This is a genomic window from Acinetobacter sp. WCHA39 (assembly GCF_002165385.1).
Classification (GTDB): domain Bacteria; phylum Pseudomonadota; class Gammaproteobacteria; order Pseudomonadales; family Moraxellaceae; genus Acinetobacter.
Map to the genome: position 1 here is coordinate 16,231 of NZ_NHRP01000012.1, position 15,535 is coordinate 31,765.

Annotated in this window: 16 protein-coding genes and 2 pseudogenes; 8 read left to right on the top strand and 10 right to left on the bottom strand. The window is 38.2% G+C overall.

Features of this window, described 5'->3' with window-relative positions; all coding sequences use genetic code 11:
- Positions 1 to 356: 356 nt before the first annotated feature.
- A pseudogene (locus tag CDG56_RS07810) lies at positions 357 to 740 on the top strand (M23 family metallopeptidase); the annotation flags it as partial.
- A gap of 68 nt (positions 741 to 808) precedes the next feature.
- Here the strand turns inward: CDG56_RS07810 and CDG56_RS07815 are convergent.
- Positions 809 to 1,231, bottom strand: a complete 423-nt coding sequence (locus CDG56_RS07815; protein WP_004662601.1) for an OsmC family protein — start codon at positions 1,229 to 1,231, stop codon at positions 809 to 811.
- A 147-nt stretch (positions 1,232 to 1,378) separates the two neighbouring features.
- Here CDG56_RS07815 and crp point away from each other — a divergent pair, with 147 nt between their 5' ends.
- Positions 1,379 to 2,086, top strand: a complete 708-nt coding sequence (gene crp, locus CDG56_RS07820; RefSeq protein WP_004662603.1) for a cAMP-activated global transcriptional regulator CRP — start codon at positions 1,379 to 1,381, stop codon at positions 2,084 to 2,086.
- A gap of 213 nt (positions 2,087 to 2,299) precedes the next feature.
- Positions 2,300 to 3,076: a M48 family metallopeptidase gene (locus tag CDG56_RS07825; RefSeq protein ID WP_005159604.1), complete on the top strand. Its 777-nt coding sequence runs from the start codon at positions 2,300 to 2,302 to the stop codon at positions 3,074 to 3,076.
- 73 nt (positions 3,077 to 3,149) lie between these two features.
- On the opposite strand, the gene CDG56_RS07830 is transcribed toward CDG56_RS07825, so the two are convergent.
- Genes CDG56_RS07830 through CDG56_RS07840 form a run of 3 tightly spaced genes read right to left on the bottom strand, consistent with a single transcriptional unit; the run spans position 3,150 to position 7,244 of the window.
- Complete coding sequence (locus tag CDG56_RS07830; protein ID WP_087547552.1) at positions 3,150 to 4,877, bottom strand: acetyl/propionyl/methylcrotonyl-CoA carboxylase subunit alpha; 1,728 nt, start codon at positions 4,875 to 4,877, stop codon at positions 3,150 to 3,152.
- Positions 4,870 to 6,453, bottom strand: coding sequence for an urea amidolyase family protein (locus CDG56_RS07835; protein WP_087547507.1), 1,584 nt, complete (start codon positions 6,451 to 6,453; stop codon positions 4,870 to 4,872). Before CDG56_RS07835 ends, CDG56_RS07830 begins: the two co-directional genes overlap by 8 nt.
- A gap of 32 nt (positions 6,454 to 6,485) precedes the next feature.
- On the bottom strand, positions 6,486 to 7,244 hold the full coding sequence (locus CDG56_RS07840) for a LamB/YcsF family protein (protein ID WP_087547508.1): 759 nt from the start codon (positions 7,242 to 7,244) through the stop codon (positions 6,486 to 6,488).
- Between the two features lie 107 nt (positions 7,245 to 7,351).
- On the opposite strand from CDG56_RS07840, the pseudogene CDG56_RS07845 reads away from it, so the two are divergent.
- Positions 7,352 to 7,558, top strand: a pseudogene (locus CDG56_RS07845) (IS3 family transposase); the annotation flags it as partial.
- Here the strand turns inward: CDG56_RS07845 and CDG56_RS17450 are convergent.
- Positions 7,520 to 7,651 carry a hypothetical protein gene (locus tag CDG56_RS17450; RefSeq protein ID WP_256415116.1) on the bottom strand — a complete coding sequence of 44 codons (132 nt, stop codon included), beginning with the start codon at positions 7,649 to 7,651 and terminating at the stop codon, positions 7,520 to 7,522. The pseudogene CDG56_RS07845 and the gene CDG56_RS17450 overlap by 39 nt on opposite strands.
- Before the next feature lie 170 nt (positions 7,652 to 7,821).
- The gene (locus CDG56_RS07850; RefSeq protein ID WP_087547509.1) at positions 7,822 to 8,592 is read right to left on the bottom strand and encodes an SDR family NAD(P)-dependent oxidoreductase; all 771 of its coding nucleotides are present in this window, start codon (positions 8,590 to 8,592) and stop codon (positions 7,822 to 7,824) included.
- Between the two features lie 92 nt (positions 8,593 to 8,684).
- On the opposite strand from CDG56_RS07850, the gene CDG56_RS07855 reads away from it, so the two are divergent.
- A complete protein-coding gene (locus CDG56_RS07855; RefSeq protein ID WP_087547510.1) occupies positions 8,685 to 9,782 on the top strand; it encodes an AraC family transcriptional regulator in 1,098 nt (365 codons plus the stop codon).
- On the opposite strand, the gene prmC is transcribed toward CDG56_RS07855, so the two are convergent.
- Positions 9,779 to 10,597, bottom strand: a complete 819-nt coding sequence (gene prmC / locus CDG56_RS07860) for a peptide chain release factor N(5)-glutamine methyltransferase (RefSeq protein WP_087547511.1) — start codon at positions 10,595 to 10,597, stop codon at positions 9,779 to 9,781. The two genes, CDG56_RS07855 and prmC, sit on opposite strands and share 4 nt — an antisense overlap.
- On the bottom strand, positions 10,597 to 11,685 hold the full coding sequence (prfA, locus tag CDG56_RS07865; RefSeq protein WP_005159595.1) for a peptide chain release factor 1: 1,089 nt from the start codon (positions 11,683 to 11,685) through the stop codon (positions 10,597 to 10,599). The genes prmC and prfA overlap by 1 nt, the downstream gene beginning before the upstream one ends.
- A gap of 249 nt (positions 11,686 to 11,934) precedes the next feature.
- On the opposite strand from prfA, the gene yiaA reads away from it, so the two are divergent.
- The 3 genes from yiaA (at position 11,935) to CDG56_RS07880 (ending at position 14,364) form a co-directional block, all read left to right on the top strand.
- A complete protein-coding gene (gene yiaA, locus CDG56_RS07870; protein WP_087547512.1) occupies positions 11,935 to 12,402 on the top strand; it encodes an inner membrane protein YiaA in 468 nt (155 codons plus the stop codon).
- A gap of 234 nt (positions 12,403 to 12,636) precedes the next feature.
- Complete coding sequence (locus tag CDG56_RS07875) at positions 12,637 to 13,068, top strand: hypothetical protein (RefSeq protein ID WP_087547513.1); 432 nt, start codon at positions 12,637 to 12,639, stop codon at positions 13,066 to 13,068.
- Between the two features lie 111 nt (positions 13,069 to 13,179).
- On the top strand, positions 13,180 to 14,364 hold the full coding sequence (locus tag CDG56_RS07880) for an IS4 family transposase (protein ID WP_143225701.1): 1,185 nt from the start codon (positions 13,180 to 13,182) through the stop codon (positions 14,362 to 14,364).
- A gap of 368 nt (positions 14,365 to 14,732) precedes the next feature.
- On the opposite strand, the gene CDG56_RS07885 is transcribed toward CDG56_RS07880, so the two are convergent.
- Together CDG56_RS07885 and CDG56_RS07890 are read right to left on the bottom strand one after the other, a co-directional pair.
- A complete protein-coding gene (locus CDG56_RS07885; RefSeq protein WP_004661818.1) occupies positions 14,733 to 14,951 on the bottom strand; it encodes a cold-shock protein in 219 nt (72 codons plus the stop codon).
- Positions 14,952 to 15,347: 396 nt separating this feature from the next.
- The coding region (locus CDG56_RS07890; protein ID WP_087545211.1) for a cold-shock protein at positions 15,348 to 15,535 on the bottom strand (188 nt) is incomplete at its 5' end.

A 15,535-nucleotide genomic window follows, 5' to 3' on the forward strand; every position in this document is an offset into this window, starting at 1 on the left:
TCCTCACAACAAATTTTTAACTTATCACTAAGATGGGAACACTTTTTAAAATTTCAAATAAAATTTATATATTTTTCAATATTTTGTTTAAATTAAACTTTATAAAACTCAGCAATAATATGGGTATATAAACAATCTATTTCAAGTATATTTTGTATAATTTTCTATCTATTCTGATTTAAACAATATCCATATTGTTATTTTAGGGTGAAACTTTTACCTTAAGTCTTTACTTCATTTAAAAATGATCGTTATGCATTTAAGAAGAATTGTAATAGCTAGTATTTGCCTTTTCCTTATTCAGATGGCTATCGCTCAATTACCACAGAATTCACGACATGCAGGGGACTAAATTTCCAAGTTTTATTCCAACAACAGCAGGCAAATTTAGTAACTCATTTGGACGCAAACGTTTCTTTAATAATGAAGAACGCGCCCTACATTCAGGTCTAGACATTCCAGCACCAATTCGCCAAAAAGTTGTAGCGCCAGCAGATGGCATTATCGTTCAAACTGGTGATTATTTTTTCAATGCTAAGACTGTTTTGATTGATCACGTTCAAGGTTTAATCAGTATGTTCTGCTATCTCAGTAAAATTGATGTTTCAAAGGGACAACATATTACTCAAGGTGAACTTTTAGGTTTAGTGGGAAATACAGGTCGAGTCACTGGTCCACACCTGCACTGGGGAATGAGTTTAAATGATGCACGGATAGACCCACAATTATTACTAAAATAAAAACTATGTCGATAAAAAAGTGATCTAAACAAATAGATCACTTTTTAGTTAAACTTAATAATTAAGTCTTAATCAGCTTCTACAATTTCAAAGTCATGTGTGATTTCTACACCACCATCAGACAACATTTTGCTCGCAGAACAATATTTTTCTGCTGAAAGTTCAACTGCTTTTTCAACTTGCTTTGCTTTAACCGCTTTACCTGTTACTACGAAATGTAAGTGAATTTTTGTAAACACCGCAGGAATAGAATCAGCTCTCTCCGCTTTTAACTGGCATACAACATCGGTCACATCTTGGCGTGATTTCTTTAAAATAGTCACAATATCAAACGAAGCACACCCACCAAGTCCCATTAAAATCAACTCCATAGGACGTGGCCCACGGTTTTCACCACCATACTCAGCAGAACCATCCATCACTACACTGTGACCACTTTCTGATTTCGCTTCAAAAGCAACATTCTCTAACCAATGTACACTTGTTTGCATTGCAACTACCCGAAAAACGTTATAAATTTACTTCAGTTCTTGTACACTAACATAAAATGAGTTGATAAGGAATTTCATCTCTTCTGTGTAGAAAAGGCTCCATGGGGCCTGTGCGATCGGTTTTATCCAAATTCGGAAATTTTAAGCATGACTTCAAATTTTTCACATCTTAGCACTGATGCGTTGTCTCCAGGTCAATTACCTGAGTCAGTTAAAGCATTGCTAAAACGTGCTCATATTAATAGATACCCTAAACGCACCACGATTGTTGACGCTGGAACGGAATCAAAATCACTGTATTTAATATTAAAAGGTTCAGTGTCAATCATATTACGTGAAGATGATGAGCGTGAGATTGTTGTTGCATATCTCAATCCAGGTGATTTCTTTGGTGAAATGGGGCTGTTTGAAAATAACCCTCAACGTACCGCAGAAGTACGTACTCGAGATGTTTGCGAAATTGCAGAAATCTCATATGAAAATTTCCACGAACTCAGCAAACAATACCCTGACCTGAGCTATGCTGTATTTGCTCAGCTTGTTCGCCGTCTGAAGAATACAACGCGTAAAGTCACTGACTTAGCATTTATCGATGTATCTGGTCGTATTGCTCGTTGTTTAATTGACTTATCTGCGCAGCCTGAGGCAATGATTCTACCGAATGGTCGTCAGATTCGTATTACACGTCAAGAAATTGGTCGTATTGTGGGGTGTTCACGTGAAATGGTTGGTCGTGTTTTAAAAACACTTGAAGATCAAGGCATGATTCAAACTGATGGTAAAGCAATTTTAATTTTTGATACTTCTTTAGATGATAACGCATTTTCTGAAGATGAATTTGATGATGAGGATTAATCCCCTCTAGCTTTAAGCTAATTTCAAAGCCAGTGCAAACCACTGGCTTTAATTTTATCCAGATGAAGCTAAGCTATTTAACTTTTCATCAATTCTGCTTACATAATTACTATGATTATAGAGATAATCAGAATATAAAGCCTTGCGAACTTTTTTTATAATTCTTGTTAATCATGGGTATATTTATAAGATACTGATTTGGAGCAAATAAGTATGAAAAAATTGGCTTTAAGCCTTTGTGCAATGACTTTAATAACGATTTCAGGTTGTGCATCATTTGCAGATATGGCAGGTGCTGACAGTGCCACATTAAATGCTCAGTCCGCTCAAAGCTTTGCAAAGATGACACAGGAAGCTCGTGCCAAGAATCAATTGGATATGAGCTCAAATACTTATCAACGTATTAATTCAGTATTTTTGCGCTTAAAACCGTATGCTGACCAAATGAACCAAACCGGTCAGCGTTTTGATTGGCAGTTAGCAGTACTAAAATCAGATACTGTAAATGCCTATGTTGCGCCAGGTGGGAAGGTCGTTTTCTATACGGGTATTGTGAACAAGCTGAATTTGACCAATGATGAAATCGCAGCAATTATGGGACACGAAATGACCCATGCCTTAGAAGAACATGCCAAAAGTAAAATTGGTGCACAAGCACTTACAAACTTAGCGATTGGGATTGGTACGACTTATGCGGGTGCGAATATTGGTGAAGCAGGTAATGCGGCAATTGCTTTAGGTAGTCAAATTGGTATTGGTTTACCCTATTCTCGTAATTTAGAAAGTCGCGCTGATTTTGGTGGGTTAATGCTGATGGCAAAAGCAGGATATAATCCAAATGCAGCAATTAGTCTTTGGGAAAAAATGGATCGTGTAGATGGTGCTGGTGGTGCATCATTCTTATCAACTCACCCATCAAATAGTCAACGTATTAGTGATATGCGTAAAAATTTACCTGCTGCTCTGGCAGTTTATAATAAACGTCGTTAATTTAGCCAAAGCCATTAGATCTCATTTTAGAGATTTAATGGCATATCTTTTAGCTGTCTTATATACAAAAACTCTAATTTATCTCAGCAATTTTTGAATCCGTTTCAACAGTCTGATTAATCTCTATCAGCTTTTGAATTTCCCCCGTTTGTGGAGCAATCACAGGGACCTCCATTTTCATTGCTTCCATAATTGCAATTGTCTCACCTTGGTTTACATGATCATTTTCTTGAACTTTCCACACGGTGATTACACCACTCATCGGTGCTAAGACACTATTACTACTTGGGTTCTGATCAGAATCATTTTGTTTCTGATTTGGTGGGGGTGTCCCGACTAAACTAAAAAATCCATTTGGTAAGCCAATCTGATGCAACTTTCCATCTATTTCAATTGGATAACGTTGTAATTCAACTTGATTGCTCAGTTTACTACGTGAATAGTGAGGATAATCATGGCGACTATCTTGTTCAATCCAACGTGTATGTACTTTAAATTCATCAATAAAGTCAGCATCTGACAGGATTGCACGATGGAATGGTAATACTGAAGCAATGCCCTCTATTTCAAAATGGGCAAGCGCTCTTTTGGCCCGTTGAATTGCAATCTCGCGGGTTGCACCAGTCACAATTAATTTCGCAATTAAAGAATCAAAATGACTTGAAACAACACTTCCAGTCATCACCCCCGTATCAAGACGAATACCAATTCCTGATGGTGGGTGAAAACGAGTAAGCTGTCCAAATGCTGGGATAAAACCACGTGCTGGATCTTCCGCATTAATTCGGAATTCAATTGCATGTCCTATTGGTTTTGGCATTTCTTGAATCGAAAGTGGTTGACCTAAAGCAATTCGAATTTGTTCTACAACTAAGTCTAGGCCCGTAGTTTGCTCAGTAACTGTGTGCTCAACTTGTAGACGTGTATTAACCTCTAAGAACGAAAGTTGACCATTTTGACTAAGTAAATACTCGACGGTACCTGCCCCGACGTAATCTGCAGCGCGGCAAATTGCAATAGCAGATTGCACTAACTGAGCTTCAATATGCTCATTAATAAATGGTGCAGGTGCTTCCTCGACTAGCTTTTGATTACGGCGTTGTAAAGAACAATCTCTCGTTCCTACAACGACAATATGTCCCTGTTGATCAGCAATAATTTGTGCTTCCAAATGCCGAGGCTTATTTAAATATTGTTCAACAAAACATTCTCCTCGACCAAAAGCAGCGAATGCTTCTCGCACAGCCGATTCATATAAATCGGCAACTTCATTCAATTGCCAAGCAACTTTTAAACCACGTCCACCACCGCCATAAGCAGCTTTTATCGCAATCGGCAGACCATACTGTTTCGCAAAATATACGGCTTCTTGAGCTGATTGAAGTGGTTGTTCAGTACCATGAACCAAAGGTGCATTTACCGACTGTGCAATTTTACGCGCTTGTATTTTGTCACCAAGTTTATGGATAGTTTCAGGAGATGGTCCAATCCAAATCAGCCCCGCATCCATCACAGCTTGGGCAAATTCGGCACGTTCTGATAAAAAACCATAACCAGGATGAATCATGGTCACTTGGGCTTTATACGCAATATCAATAATTTTATTGATATCTAAGTACGTGTGCTGTGCTGTTTGTCCTGATAATGCCCAAGCTTCATCTGCAAGTTGAACATGCAAACTGGCAATATCATCATCTGCATAAATCGCCACTGATGTAATATCCATATCTTTACATGCGTGAATAATGCGTACAGCAATTTCTCCGCGATTCGCAATCAGCAGCTTATGTTTTTTATGCATCTTTTTTGACATCCATGAAATCATAAATTTTACGAAATTGAATATGGCAACCAGCTGGAATCTGTGCAATTAAGTCCAAATGATAGGATGCGACCGCCGCAATCACAGGATAACCCCCTGTAATAGGATGATCATTCATAAATAATACAGGCTGACCATTTGGAGGAATTTGCAAAGCACCTGTACAACAACCTTCGCTCGGTAATTCTTGCTCGAATTGTCGCGTTAAAGGCTGATCACCCACTAATCTCAATCCAATTCGATTACTCTCTGTGCTCACTAACCAAGTTTGTTTAAACAATAAATCAAGGCTTTCTTCGGCAAACCAATCTGTACGCGGCCCTAACACGAGATCTATTTCAATAATCTCATCTCGTTTAGGTAATTTAATCGGTATTAGATTTAAGCTGACAGGCTGCGTTTTTAATTGGGCAAAATGAATCTCATCACCCACTTGAATTGGTTTTGTACCCAATTCAGCCAAAGAATCATAACTAGCACTTTCTAGTACTTGCTCAACAGCGATACCGCCTCGTAGCGCAATATAATTACGAATCCCTGCACTCGGTGCTGAAATATAAATTTCATCACCATAATCTAAAGCAATCGGCTGATACAAAGCCACTTTAACTTTATCCGCGCCAATATAAGTAATCCATACTTCCGTTTCCGCACCTGTCACAGCAATAACTGTTGCTTCTAAAACCTGTAATCGCAATCCACCATTTAAAACTTCCATGACGGCTGCATTCTGTGGATTGCCAACAATTAAGTTTGCCTGACGAAATGCCTTTTGATCCATAGCACCTGCCCGCCCCACGCCTAGCTCAGCTAAATTTTTACGTCCTTCATCTTGGATCAATACTTGTAAGCCAACATTTTTAACGCGTAACACAGCAGGTTTTTTAATCGATTTTCTTTGAGAAAATCTCTGAGCAGGCACACAAATTTGGGTTGGATTATGACTATCATCCTTGAAGATGACATGATCACTCGGCAGTAATAAAGCAGGCTGTTGTCGATGAATATCCCACAATATCTCATCAGTCTGTCCAATCAACTGCCATCCTCCCGGACTATCTTGAGGATAAATACCGCTATATTCGCCTGCTAAACCTACTGCCCCTGCACTAACTTTTTTACGTGGTGATGCTAAGCGTGGAATACTCCTAAATACTTGCTCAGGATTGGTTAGATAAGCAAAGCCGGGAGCAAAGCCAATAAATGCAACTTGCCAATAAGAGTTGGTATGTTTCTGAATGACTTGTTCAGTACTTATTCCTAAATATTCAGCAACATTATTTAAATCAATACCGTTATAGCGCACACCGATAACGATTTCCTTCCCTTGACGCAAAGTATCCTGACTGATTTTTTGGCTTGAAATCCATCGGATCACTGTATGCATCTCGACCAATAACGAATCAAAATAAATCAGTATGCTACGTGCCGCAGGAATAAGTTCTTTTATATGAGGATGCTGTGCTTGTTTTAAGCAGTAATGAACCGCCATTGTTTCTTCTAAACTTTCAAGCTCAATCAAAAAACAATCTAAATTAACGGATAGAAATCGCATAAAACAGCTCTTTTAAAATGTTTAAAACTCATTCAAAGACTAAAAGCACGAACTTCAATTTGATTTTCTAACAATACTTGGCGAATCGTTTCTGCCATTTGTACCGCCCCAAAGGTATCACCATGCAAACAAATGGTATCTGCCTGAATTGTAGTGAAATCCCCTTCAATCGATTCAATACCTCCGTTCTGAATCATGCTCAGTACACGTTGAGCTACGACTTCTGCATCATATAAAACAGCACCTTCTAAACGGCGTGAAACTAGTTCACCATTACGATGATAAGCACGATCAGCAAACGCTTCAGAAATAACGCCAACTCCCTGCTTACGAGCAAAATTAATTAAAGGCGAACCCGCCAATGCAACTAACACTAATTTTTTATCTGAATGCTGTATTGCATCAATCACTGCTTGAGCTTGAGTTAAATTGGTGGCAATAGTGTTATATAAAGCACCATGTGGTTTGACGTAAGTCACTTTTGTTCCAGCGACTTGAGCCAACCCTTGCAGCGCTGAGATTTGATAAAGCACGTCTGCGTATAATTCATCATAAGATACATCCATATTACGGCGACCAAAACCAACCCGATCTGGATACGAAACATGCGCTCCCACACTAACATTTTGAGCAGCCGCTTGTTTTAAGGTATTTAACATATTGACAGGATCGCCTGCATGAAAACCGCATGCAATATTGGCACTACTCACAATCGCAAGAATCTGCTCATCATTTCCCATTTTCCAAGCACCATAGCTTTCGCCTAAGTCGCTGTTTAAATCAATATGCATATATAAACCTAATGCTGATTTTATGATCCGATAATTAAGTAATATATTCGAAGTGATTACAAAATCACATATTTTATCGACTTTAACAGCTTATAGCTGTGACTAAGGTTACGGTTTCTTGTGCCTGTAAATGTCTAAGTGTTAGCACTTCGGGATACTATGCTTGGCGAAAGCGACAGATGTATGTCCATCAGAAATATACTGATTTAAAAGCTATTTATTGGCAGCACCATGCTCGCTTAGGGGCACCTTCATTGACGCATGACATGCATGATTTAAGTTACTGCATAAGTGAACGTACAGTTGGAAGAATGAGGATTTGAGTTGCCGCCTGTTGGATTCATATTTCCAACACAACCATTTAAAAACAAGCTAGATGCAGAACAGATCAAAATTGGATATTTCATCTATACACCCCTTATTGAGTGAATGAATGATTTGCAAAATTGTACAAAAACCAGCAGAAATGACTAAAACTCAAAGCTAGTTTATGAATAAACCATATCAAAACAAAAACAGTTGTAAATTTTCATTCACAACTGTTTTATAAATAAATCTATAAATGATTTAAATAAATTTATTTCGCAGCCATACGAATACCGCCATCTAAGCGGATCACTTCACCATTTAAATATGAATTTTCAGCAATATGTGCAACCAAACGACCAAACTCTTCAGGACGTCCCAAACGTGATGGATAAGGCACCATTTGCCCTAAGGCATCTTGTACATTTTGCGGTAAGCCTTTCAGCATTGGAGTTTCCATAATCCCTGGTGCAATGGTTAAAACACGAATTTGATGACGTGCTAACTCGCGCGCAATCGGAAGCGTCATCGCAACTACAGCACCTTTTGATGCAGAATAAGCCGCTTGTCCAATTTGCCCATCAAAAGCAGCAACTGAAGCTGTATTTACAATCACCCCACGATCTTCATCGCCTTCAGCAACAATATTTTTACTCATTGCATCTGCTGCGAAACGCAACATGTTAAATGTACCCGTCACGTTGATATGTAAGGTTTTTGAGAACATAGCTAAATCATGTACAGATTCTTTGCCCACAACTTTTGCTGAGGGTCCAATCCCTGCACAGTTGATTAGCCCATATACCGCACCATGTTTTGCAACAACATCTTTAAAGAATTGCTCTGCAGCTTGCTCATCAGTTACATCTAATTTTACAAATTCAGCTTGTGCACCTAATGCTTGTGCCTGTTGTTCACCCGCTTCAGTGTTCATATCGACTAAGGTAACCGTCGCACCTTGTTTAACGAGAACCTCTGCTGTTGCAGCACCTAAACCAGAGCCACCACCAGTAATAACAAAATGTTTTCCTTGAATTTTCATCTAAATTTCCTCTTAAATTAAAGATATAAATTTTTATAAGCGAGAGTAAAGCCAAGTTTTTTCCGATACAATTCCTAAAAGTAGCAAAAGTGATGCGACTTTTGAGCATTCAACCTATTTACTCTTCTATATTTCATTTTTATATGAACAAAAGCACCGATGTCGATCTTAATTCTGCTAAGGATACAATTTCAATTGCTTTAATTCGTGAAGCATTGAGTGTTGCAGCAAGTCGAGGTTTAGATATTCTCCATATCGCTAATCAAGCAGGCGTTTCAGTCGAACTGCTCAGTTCAACCAAAGCCCGTGTTCCAGTGATGCAATGTGCACGATTGTGGATTGAGCTAGCAGAACATATGAATGATGAGTTTCTAGGAATGGATCGCCATCCAATGCGTCGAGGAAGCTATAGCTTATTGGCAAAGTTGGCATTCAGTGCAGAAACATTAGAACAAGCTATTCAAGAAATCTTAAAGTTTCTGAGTTTAGTGTTGGATGACATTCAAGGTGAGTTGATTCAACAAGGTGCAAAAGCATACTTAATTTTGCATGACCGTGAACATCCTAAACGAATGTTTACTTATTCGACCTATTTGATGTTAGTCCATAGTTTAATGTGTTGGCTAAGTGACCAGCGCATCCCTTTTCAGAAAATGACCTTTAAATGTCATCAACCTGTCGAAATACAGGATTATCGTGTTCGTTTTTGCGAAGATATTCAATTTAATGCTGATCAAAATCTCATTGAATTTGATGCAAACTACCTCAAACACAAAATCAAAAAAGACAAACAGGCTTTAAATGACTTTCTCAGACAAACGCCTTACAACCTAATTGTTCGCTTTAAAAATGAAAATTCTTTAAGCTTGCAAATCCGTCGTCAACTGCTTTTACAACCACCCTCAGAGTGGGATGAACTCAAAGAAATTGCCCAACAACTAAATATGTCAACAGCAACAATTCAACGCCGTTTAAAACAAGAAGGTGTGAGTTATCAGCAGCTTAAAAATGATATTCGCTGTGATATTGCAATTGAACGACTCAGCAAAACTAATGACTCTATCCAAAGTATTAGTGATGATCTAAGTTTTCATGATCCAAGTGCATTTCATCGCGCTTTTAAAAAATGGACAGGAGTTAGTCCCGGTGCGTATCGTGCGAAAACACTATTTAGTAAAATAGAAGCTTAAATAGTTTTTTGTCCTAGACTGATACGGTCATTGCCACCATAATCCTTGATAGTCTGAATCTGCTTAAAACCTTGTTGTTCAAAAATATCTCGTACCGCTTGGCCTTGATCATAGCCATGCTCAAGCACAATCCAACCATTGGGTTTAAGCCAATCTTTGCCTTGGGTAATAATGGTTTCAATATCCGCCATACCCTTCTTATCAGCAATCAAAGCACGCTCAGGTTCAGACTTGAGCTTTTGCATATGTACATCTTCAGGATCAATATACGGCGGATTGGAGACAATCAAATCAAACTGTTGCTGCTCTAAAGCCTCGAACCAAGCCCCACAAGCGAACTTCACTTGCATCAGCCCGTGTCGAACTGCATTGTCCTGCGCCACATCTAAAGTTGGTGCGTATATATCAGTTGCAGTGACTTGCCATTGCGGACGCTCACTTGCGAGCGCCAAAGCAATTGCGCCTGTTCCTGTGCCTAGGTCAACAATATTCGCGTGTTGATCGAGTGGCAGTTTGAGCACCGTTTCAACCAAAATTTCGGTATCTGGGCGTGGCACTAGAGTGTCATGGGTGACTTTTAAATCCAACGTCCAAAAAGGTTGTGAACCTGTGACATAAGCCAAAGGCTCACCCTGTTCAATACGTGCAAGCCCTTCTAAAAAAGCCTGTTCCTGTATTTCAGTCAACTCTTGCTCAAGTCTTAATTTGAGTTCTAAAGCATTGATACCTAGTAGGTGTTCAAGTAGCCATGCCGCCTCTTGACGTTCATAGCTATCAATTTCACCTTTGATTTCTAAGGCTTGAGCAATATTCATTAGCCGCCATTTTCCTGTGCAAGCATCGCCAACTGATCCGCCTGATATTCACGATGTAAGCTATCCAGCAATTCCGTTAAATCACCTTCCATAATTGCATCTAACTTATATAAAGTCAGGTTAATACGGTGATCGGTCATACGACCTTGAGGGTAGTTATAGGTACGAATACGTTCAGAACGATCACCTGAACCGACGAGGTCACGGCGCATTTCTGAAGTTGCTGCATCAGCGGCTGCACGTTTAGCATTTTCTAAACGTGAGACTAACAATGCCATCGCTTTGGCTTTATTCTTATGTTGCGAACGCTCTTCCTGACATTCCACTACCACACCCGATGGAATATGGGTAATACGCACCGCAGAATCGGTTTTGTTAATATGCTGACCGCCTGCACCTGATGCACGATAGGTATCAATGCGCAGATCGGCGGGATTGATTTCAACTGTGGTATCTACATCCACTTCTGGCAGAATCGCAACAGTACACGCTGAAGTGTGTACACGACCTTGAGATTCAGTCGCAGGTACACGTTGAACACGGTGTGCACCACTCTCAAATTTCAAACGACCATAGACGCCTTCGCCATCAATACGGCAAATGATTTCTTTATAACCGCCATGCTCACCTTCATTTTCAGAAAGTACTTCAATACGCCAACTTTGTGTTTCAGCATATTTGCTATACATACGGAATAAATCACCCGAGAAGATCGCAGCTTCATCACCACCTGTACCCGCACGCACCTCAAGATAGGCTGCATTTGCATCATTTGGATCTTTCGGAATCATTAGAACATTTAATTGTTCTTCGAGATTAACGAGAAGCGCTTTATTTTCTTTAATTTCTTCTTCAGCCATATCTTTGAAATCGGGATCTGATTTCATTATTTCAGCCGTTTCAATATCTTCTTCAGCTTGACGATATTTGCTCCAAACCTCAGTGATTTCTGTTAAATCATTATGTTCGCGAGACAATTTACGAAAACGTTTATTGTCCGAAATTACTTCTACATCAGCGAGCAATGCAGTCAGCTCTTCGTGACGATCACAAAGTTGATCTAGTCTTAAACGGAGTGATGCTTTCATGGGCGGAATATCTCAAAACTAAAGACTCAGTGCCGATCAAAATAATGAAGCACGAGCAAAATCAAAAAATTGCGCATAGTTTACAGATTCTAGGGCTTAAAAGACATAGAGAAACTAGGTAACTTACCAATCCCCTATTATTTCATCACAAATTCTGCGTTTTTTTAGTATGTATAGGTTGTTCTCTTACCTGAGCTTCGATATAAATAATCAAAGATAAATTAGAATGATAAAACAATAGGATAAACCATGAGTAATTTAATAAACCGCCCTACACTCGCCTTCACAGCCGCAAGCTGGCTTGCGGTTCTTATTGGTGTTGTTGGTTTTATGATTGGATTGTGGAATGCAGAAATGCCTCTGCATGAAAAAGGCTATTATTTGATCATTCTATTATATGGACTGTTCTCCACGATCTCACTACAAAAAACATTACGGGATCAATTAGAAGAAATACCTGTAACTATGATTTATGTTGCGCTTTGTTGGGCATCAGTTGGTATTTGCATTGGATTATTACTATTTAGTTTAACTAATGCTACGCTCACTTTAAGTGAAAAAGGGTACTACATTATGTCTTTCTTACTCAGTCTGTTTGGCGTCACAGCGACCCAAAAGAACATTCGTGATCTCGATCATTTACGTCATCAACAAGAAATAAATTCTCATCAACCCAAATTAGAAGAAGAGTCGAGTAAGAAAGTTCCATTAGATTAATTACAATCCATTAAAGAGTGCTTGTCGTTTAAGCCTCTTTTTTTGAATTAAATCAGTATTTGATTGATTACAAATATTTATTTCACGTTATTTAGGATTGTTATTAACAAAACACTACATTCTCCTTACTAAGTAGTAATAATTTCTGTCGGCATCTCCATATTTTCTTTCTCAAACTTTGTTACATTTGCAGTCATTAAAAAGATGTCCCATTACTGGGAACATGGAGTCAGAATGAAAGCGAATATTTTGTTATTGAGCGCAATTTTAGCAAGCTCAACTCTAGCAACCAGCGTGTATGCTGATAATGCCACACGTGTTGCAGCAACTTCTGCTTTAGGTAGTGTTGTTGGTACAGCAATTGGTAAAGAAATTGGTGGTAATAATGGTGCGATGATTGGCTCTGCTGTCGGTGGTGCTGGTGGTGCGGCGGCTGCAAGTAGCAAACGTACTCGTACTGAAGCTGCGATTGGCGGTGGTCTAGGTGGTGTTGGTGGCTACACTTTAGGTAAAAATGTAGGTGGAACCACAGGTGGATATATCGGAGCGGCAGCTGGTGCAGCGGGCGGTGCAGCATTAGGTCGTCAAGTTGGTCAAGATCGTGATTATGACAATCGCCAAGATAACAAACGTCATTGGAAAAAGAAAAAACATCGTCATCATTAATCATTCTAAAAAGCAGCTTAGGCACTGCTGTCCCATAGTTAGACTTAAATAAAAAAACCTGAGTCCAAAGTAGTTAAAATATAAGTGCGAACAAACACTTCAACTACAAGGATTCAGGTTTTTTTACATCAGAATACGGTATTTCATCAATTACTCCAGCCCATTTTGAGACAAGATTTTGAACGTCTTGCAAAACAATACCATCAAGGACAAAAATTAAGATCAGCAACACGATGGGATCAATTTATTGCAATATTAATGTCCCAACCATCATGCCGTCAAAGCTTGAGGGATATTGAATCTAATATTGAATCTAATCTCGAATCACAACAGGAAAAGCTTTATCACCTTGGTACCCAAAGAATTGCACGAAGTACGTTAGCAAGAATCAATCAAGAACAACCCGCTCGCTTGTATCAACAATTGTTTATCCAACTACTTCAACATCGTGAAAATTCCAAGATTGCTCATAAATTTCGATTTAAAAATCAACTCTATTCAATTGATGCGAGTCATATTGATCTTTCACTGTCATTGTGTGAATGGGCAAAAGTACATGAGTCCAAAGCAAGCATAAAACTTACAGTTGGATTAAATCATAGCAACACTATTCCTGAGTTTGTTGCGCTTGGTGATGGTATTGAAAATGACATGGTTCAAGGCAGAACACTTAAATTCCCGCCTGGAAGTATCGTTGTATTTGATAAAGGGTATGTTGATTATCAATGGTTTGCAGAAATGACCAACCAAAATTTCAGCTTTGTTACTCGGTTGAGATCAAAGACAGTTTATGAGGTGAAATCAAAACAAGATGTGTTCGCTAGTAAGGGGATTCTTGCGGATGAATATATTGAGTTGAGTAGTGATCATGCTAAAAAGCGTGGTGCACCTAAGCGATTAAGACGTTTAAAGTTTTATGATGAAAAAAAGAAAAGAACGTTTAAGTTTTTAAGTAATAACTTTCATTTAGCTACATCTACCATTGCTGCAATTTATAAAGATCTGTGGAAAGTAGAACTATTTTTTAAAGCGATCAAGCAAAACCTAAAATTGAAATCGTTTCCAGGCCGTAGCCGCAATGCGATACAAACACAAATATGGATTGCACTAATCGCGTATTTACTGGTGAGTTTTGCGAAACATATGGCACAAGAAGGATGGAGTGTTCAAAGATTATTAAGAATTATTCAGGTGAATTTATTTGAAAGGAAACCATTGAAGGCTTTGTTTTTACCTGACAAAAAGTGTAATAAACAAGAAGAACCTCAGTTGAGGTTCTTTTTGTTATATTTGTGAGACAGCAGTCCCCTAAGGTGCTTTTTTCACTAGAAGCTCGTTGCGATCAAAACTAGGAAACTAAACAACAACGTACCTATAGATCGTTTACAATGTACATGAACTTCTTGCTCAAGCCCTTGAGTCAATTGCTCTAAGTTTTCCATAACTTTGCGCTCATTTAATGTACGGCAATTGTTAATTTGCCTAAATAATCCACCAGTTAAAATTAGCAAAAAGTCTAATAATATGCTAGAGCAATTTTTTAACCAATAGGTTAAATTGTGACAAAAATAAGTACATTACAAGAAATAATGATGATTAAAATTTATAGATACTATCCGAAAATTAAAAAAGCTCACTATTGTGAGCTTTTTTAATTCAGATGTTTAGTTTTGAGCAATTACTGTAATACCAGTTGCTTGAGGTCCTTTTTTACCATCAGCAATAGTGAATGAGACACGTTGTCCTTCATGTAAAACCTTAAAACCGTTACTTTGGATTTCACTAAAATGAGCAAATACATCTTGCCCAGAATCTGCATGAATAAAGCCAAAACCTTTAGTTTCATTGAACCATTTAACTGTACCAGTCACAGTGTTAGACATATATTTAACCTATTAGAAATATTTGGAATGCTTAGCAGCAAGTAACTTGGAATCATAAACTCTGAGATTAAATCTGATAACACGAAAGGTTTATCTAAACTACGAGATGAAAGATTTTCTGAATCAACAGTGTTATTCTTCTAGTTATTATTTAATATACACCACTTTACTTTTTCGGCACAAACATTATCTAACTGTAGATGAAAAATTGGGGGCGAATAGTTGTATTACTAAAAAATCCTATTAAAAAACAATCGCTTTTAGCATTTCAAAAATTGTAAAATTTCATTTATCTCAATCAAATAATTATATTTAAAAATTATTTTGATGCTTTTCTCGCACATAAAAAACATCAAAAAAGCCCACATATGTGGGCTTTTTTTACTGGTCTAAAAATTAGATAACAGTGATGAGCGTTGCTTGTGGTCCTTTCTTACCTTGACCAAGTACGAAAGAAACGCGTTGGCCTTCTTGTAATACTTTAAAACCTTTGCTTTGGATTTCGCTGAAGTGAGCAAAAACATCTTGACCAGAATCAGCTTGAATGAAACCAAAACCTTTAGTTTCGTTAAACCACTTAACAG

Coding starts and splice junctions, on each gene's coding strand:
- CDG56_RS07815 (WP_004662601.1), bottom strand. CDS start 1,231: ATGCAAACAAGTGTACATTGGTTAGAGAATGTTGCTTTTGAAGCGAAA.
- crp (WP_004662603.1), top strand. CDS start 1,379: ATGACTTCAAATTTTTCACATCTTAGCACTGATGCGTTGTCTCCAGGT.
- CDG56_RS07825 (WP_005159604.1), top strand. CDS start 2,300: ATGAAAAAATTGGCTTTAAGCCTTTGTGCAATGACTTTAATAACGATT.
- CDG56_RS07830 (WP_087547552.1), bottom strand. CDS start 4,877: ATGCATAAAAAACATAAGCTGCTGATTGCGAATCGCGGAGAAATTGCT.
- CDG56_RS07835 (WP_087547507.1), bottom strand. CDS start 6,453: ATGCGATTTCTATCCGTTAATTTAGATTGTTTTTTGATTGAGCTTGAA.
- CDG56_RS07840 (WP_087547508.1), bottom strand. CDS start 7,244: ATGCATATTGATTTAAACAGCGACTTAGGCGAAAGCTATGGTGCTTGG.
- CDG56_RS17450 (WP_256415116.1), bottom strand. CDS start 7,651: ATGAAATATCCAATTTTGATCTGTTCTGCATCTAGCTTGTTTTTAAAT.
- CDG56_RS07850 (WP_087547509.1), bottom strand. CDS start 8,592: ATGAAAATTCAAGGAAAACATTTTGTTATTACTGGTGGTGGCTCTGGT.
- CDG56_RS07855 (WP_087547510.1), top strand. CDS start 8,685: ATGCGACTTTTGAGCATTCAACCTATTTACTCTTCTATATTTCATTTT.
- prmC (WP_087547511.1), bottom strand. CDS start 10,597: ATGAATATTGCTCAAGCCTTAGAAATCAAAGGTGAAATTGATAGCTAT.
- prfA (WP_005159595.1), bottom strand. CDS start 11,685: ATGAAAGCATCACTCCGTTTAAGACTAGATCAACTTTGTGATCGTCAC.
- yiaA (WP_087547512.1), top strand. CDS start 11,935: ATGAGTAATTTAATAAACCGCCCTACACTCGCCTTCACAGCCGCAAGC.
- CDG56_RS07875 (WP_087547513.1), top strand. CDS start 12,637: ATGAAAGCGAATATTTTGTTATTGAGCGCAATTTTAGCAAGCTCAACT.
- CDG56_RS07885 (WP_004661818.1), bottom strand. CDS start 14,951: ATGTCTAACACTGTGACTGGTACAGTTAAATGGTTCAATGAAACTAAA.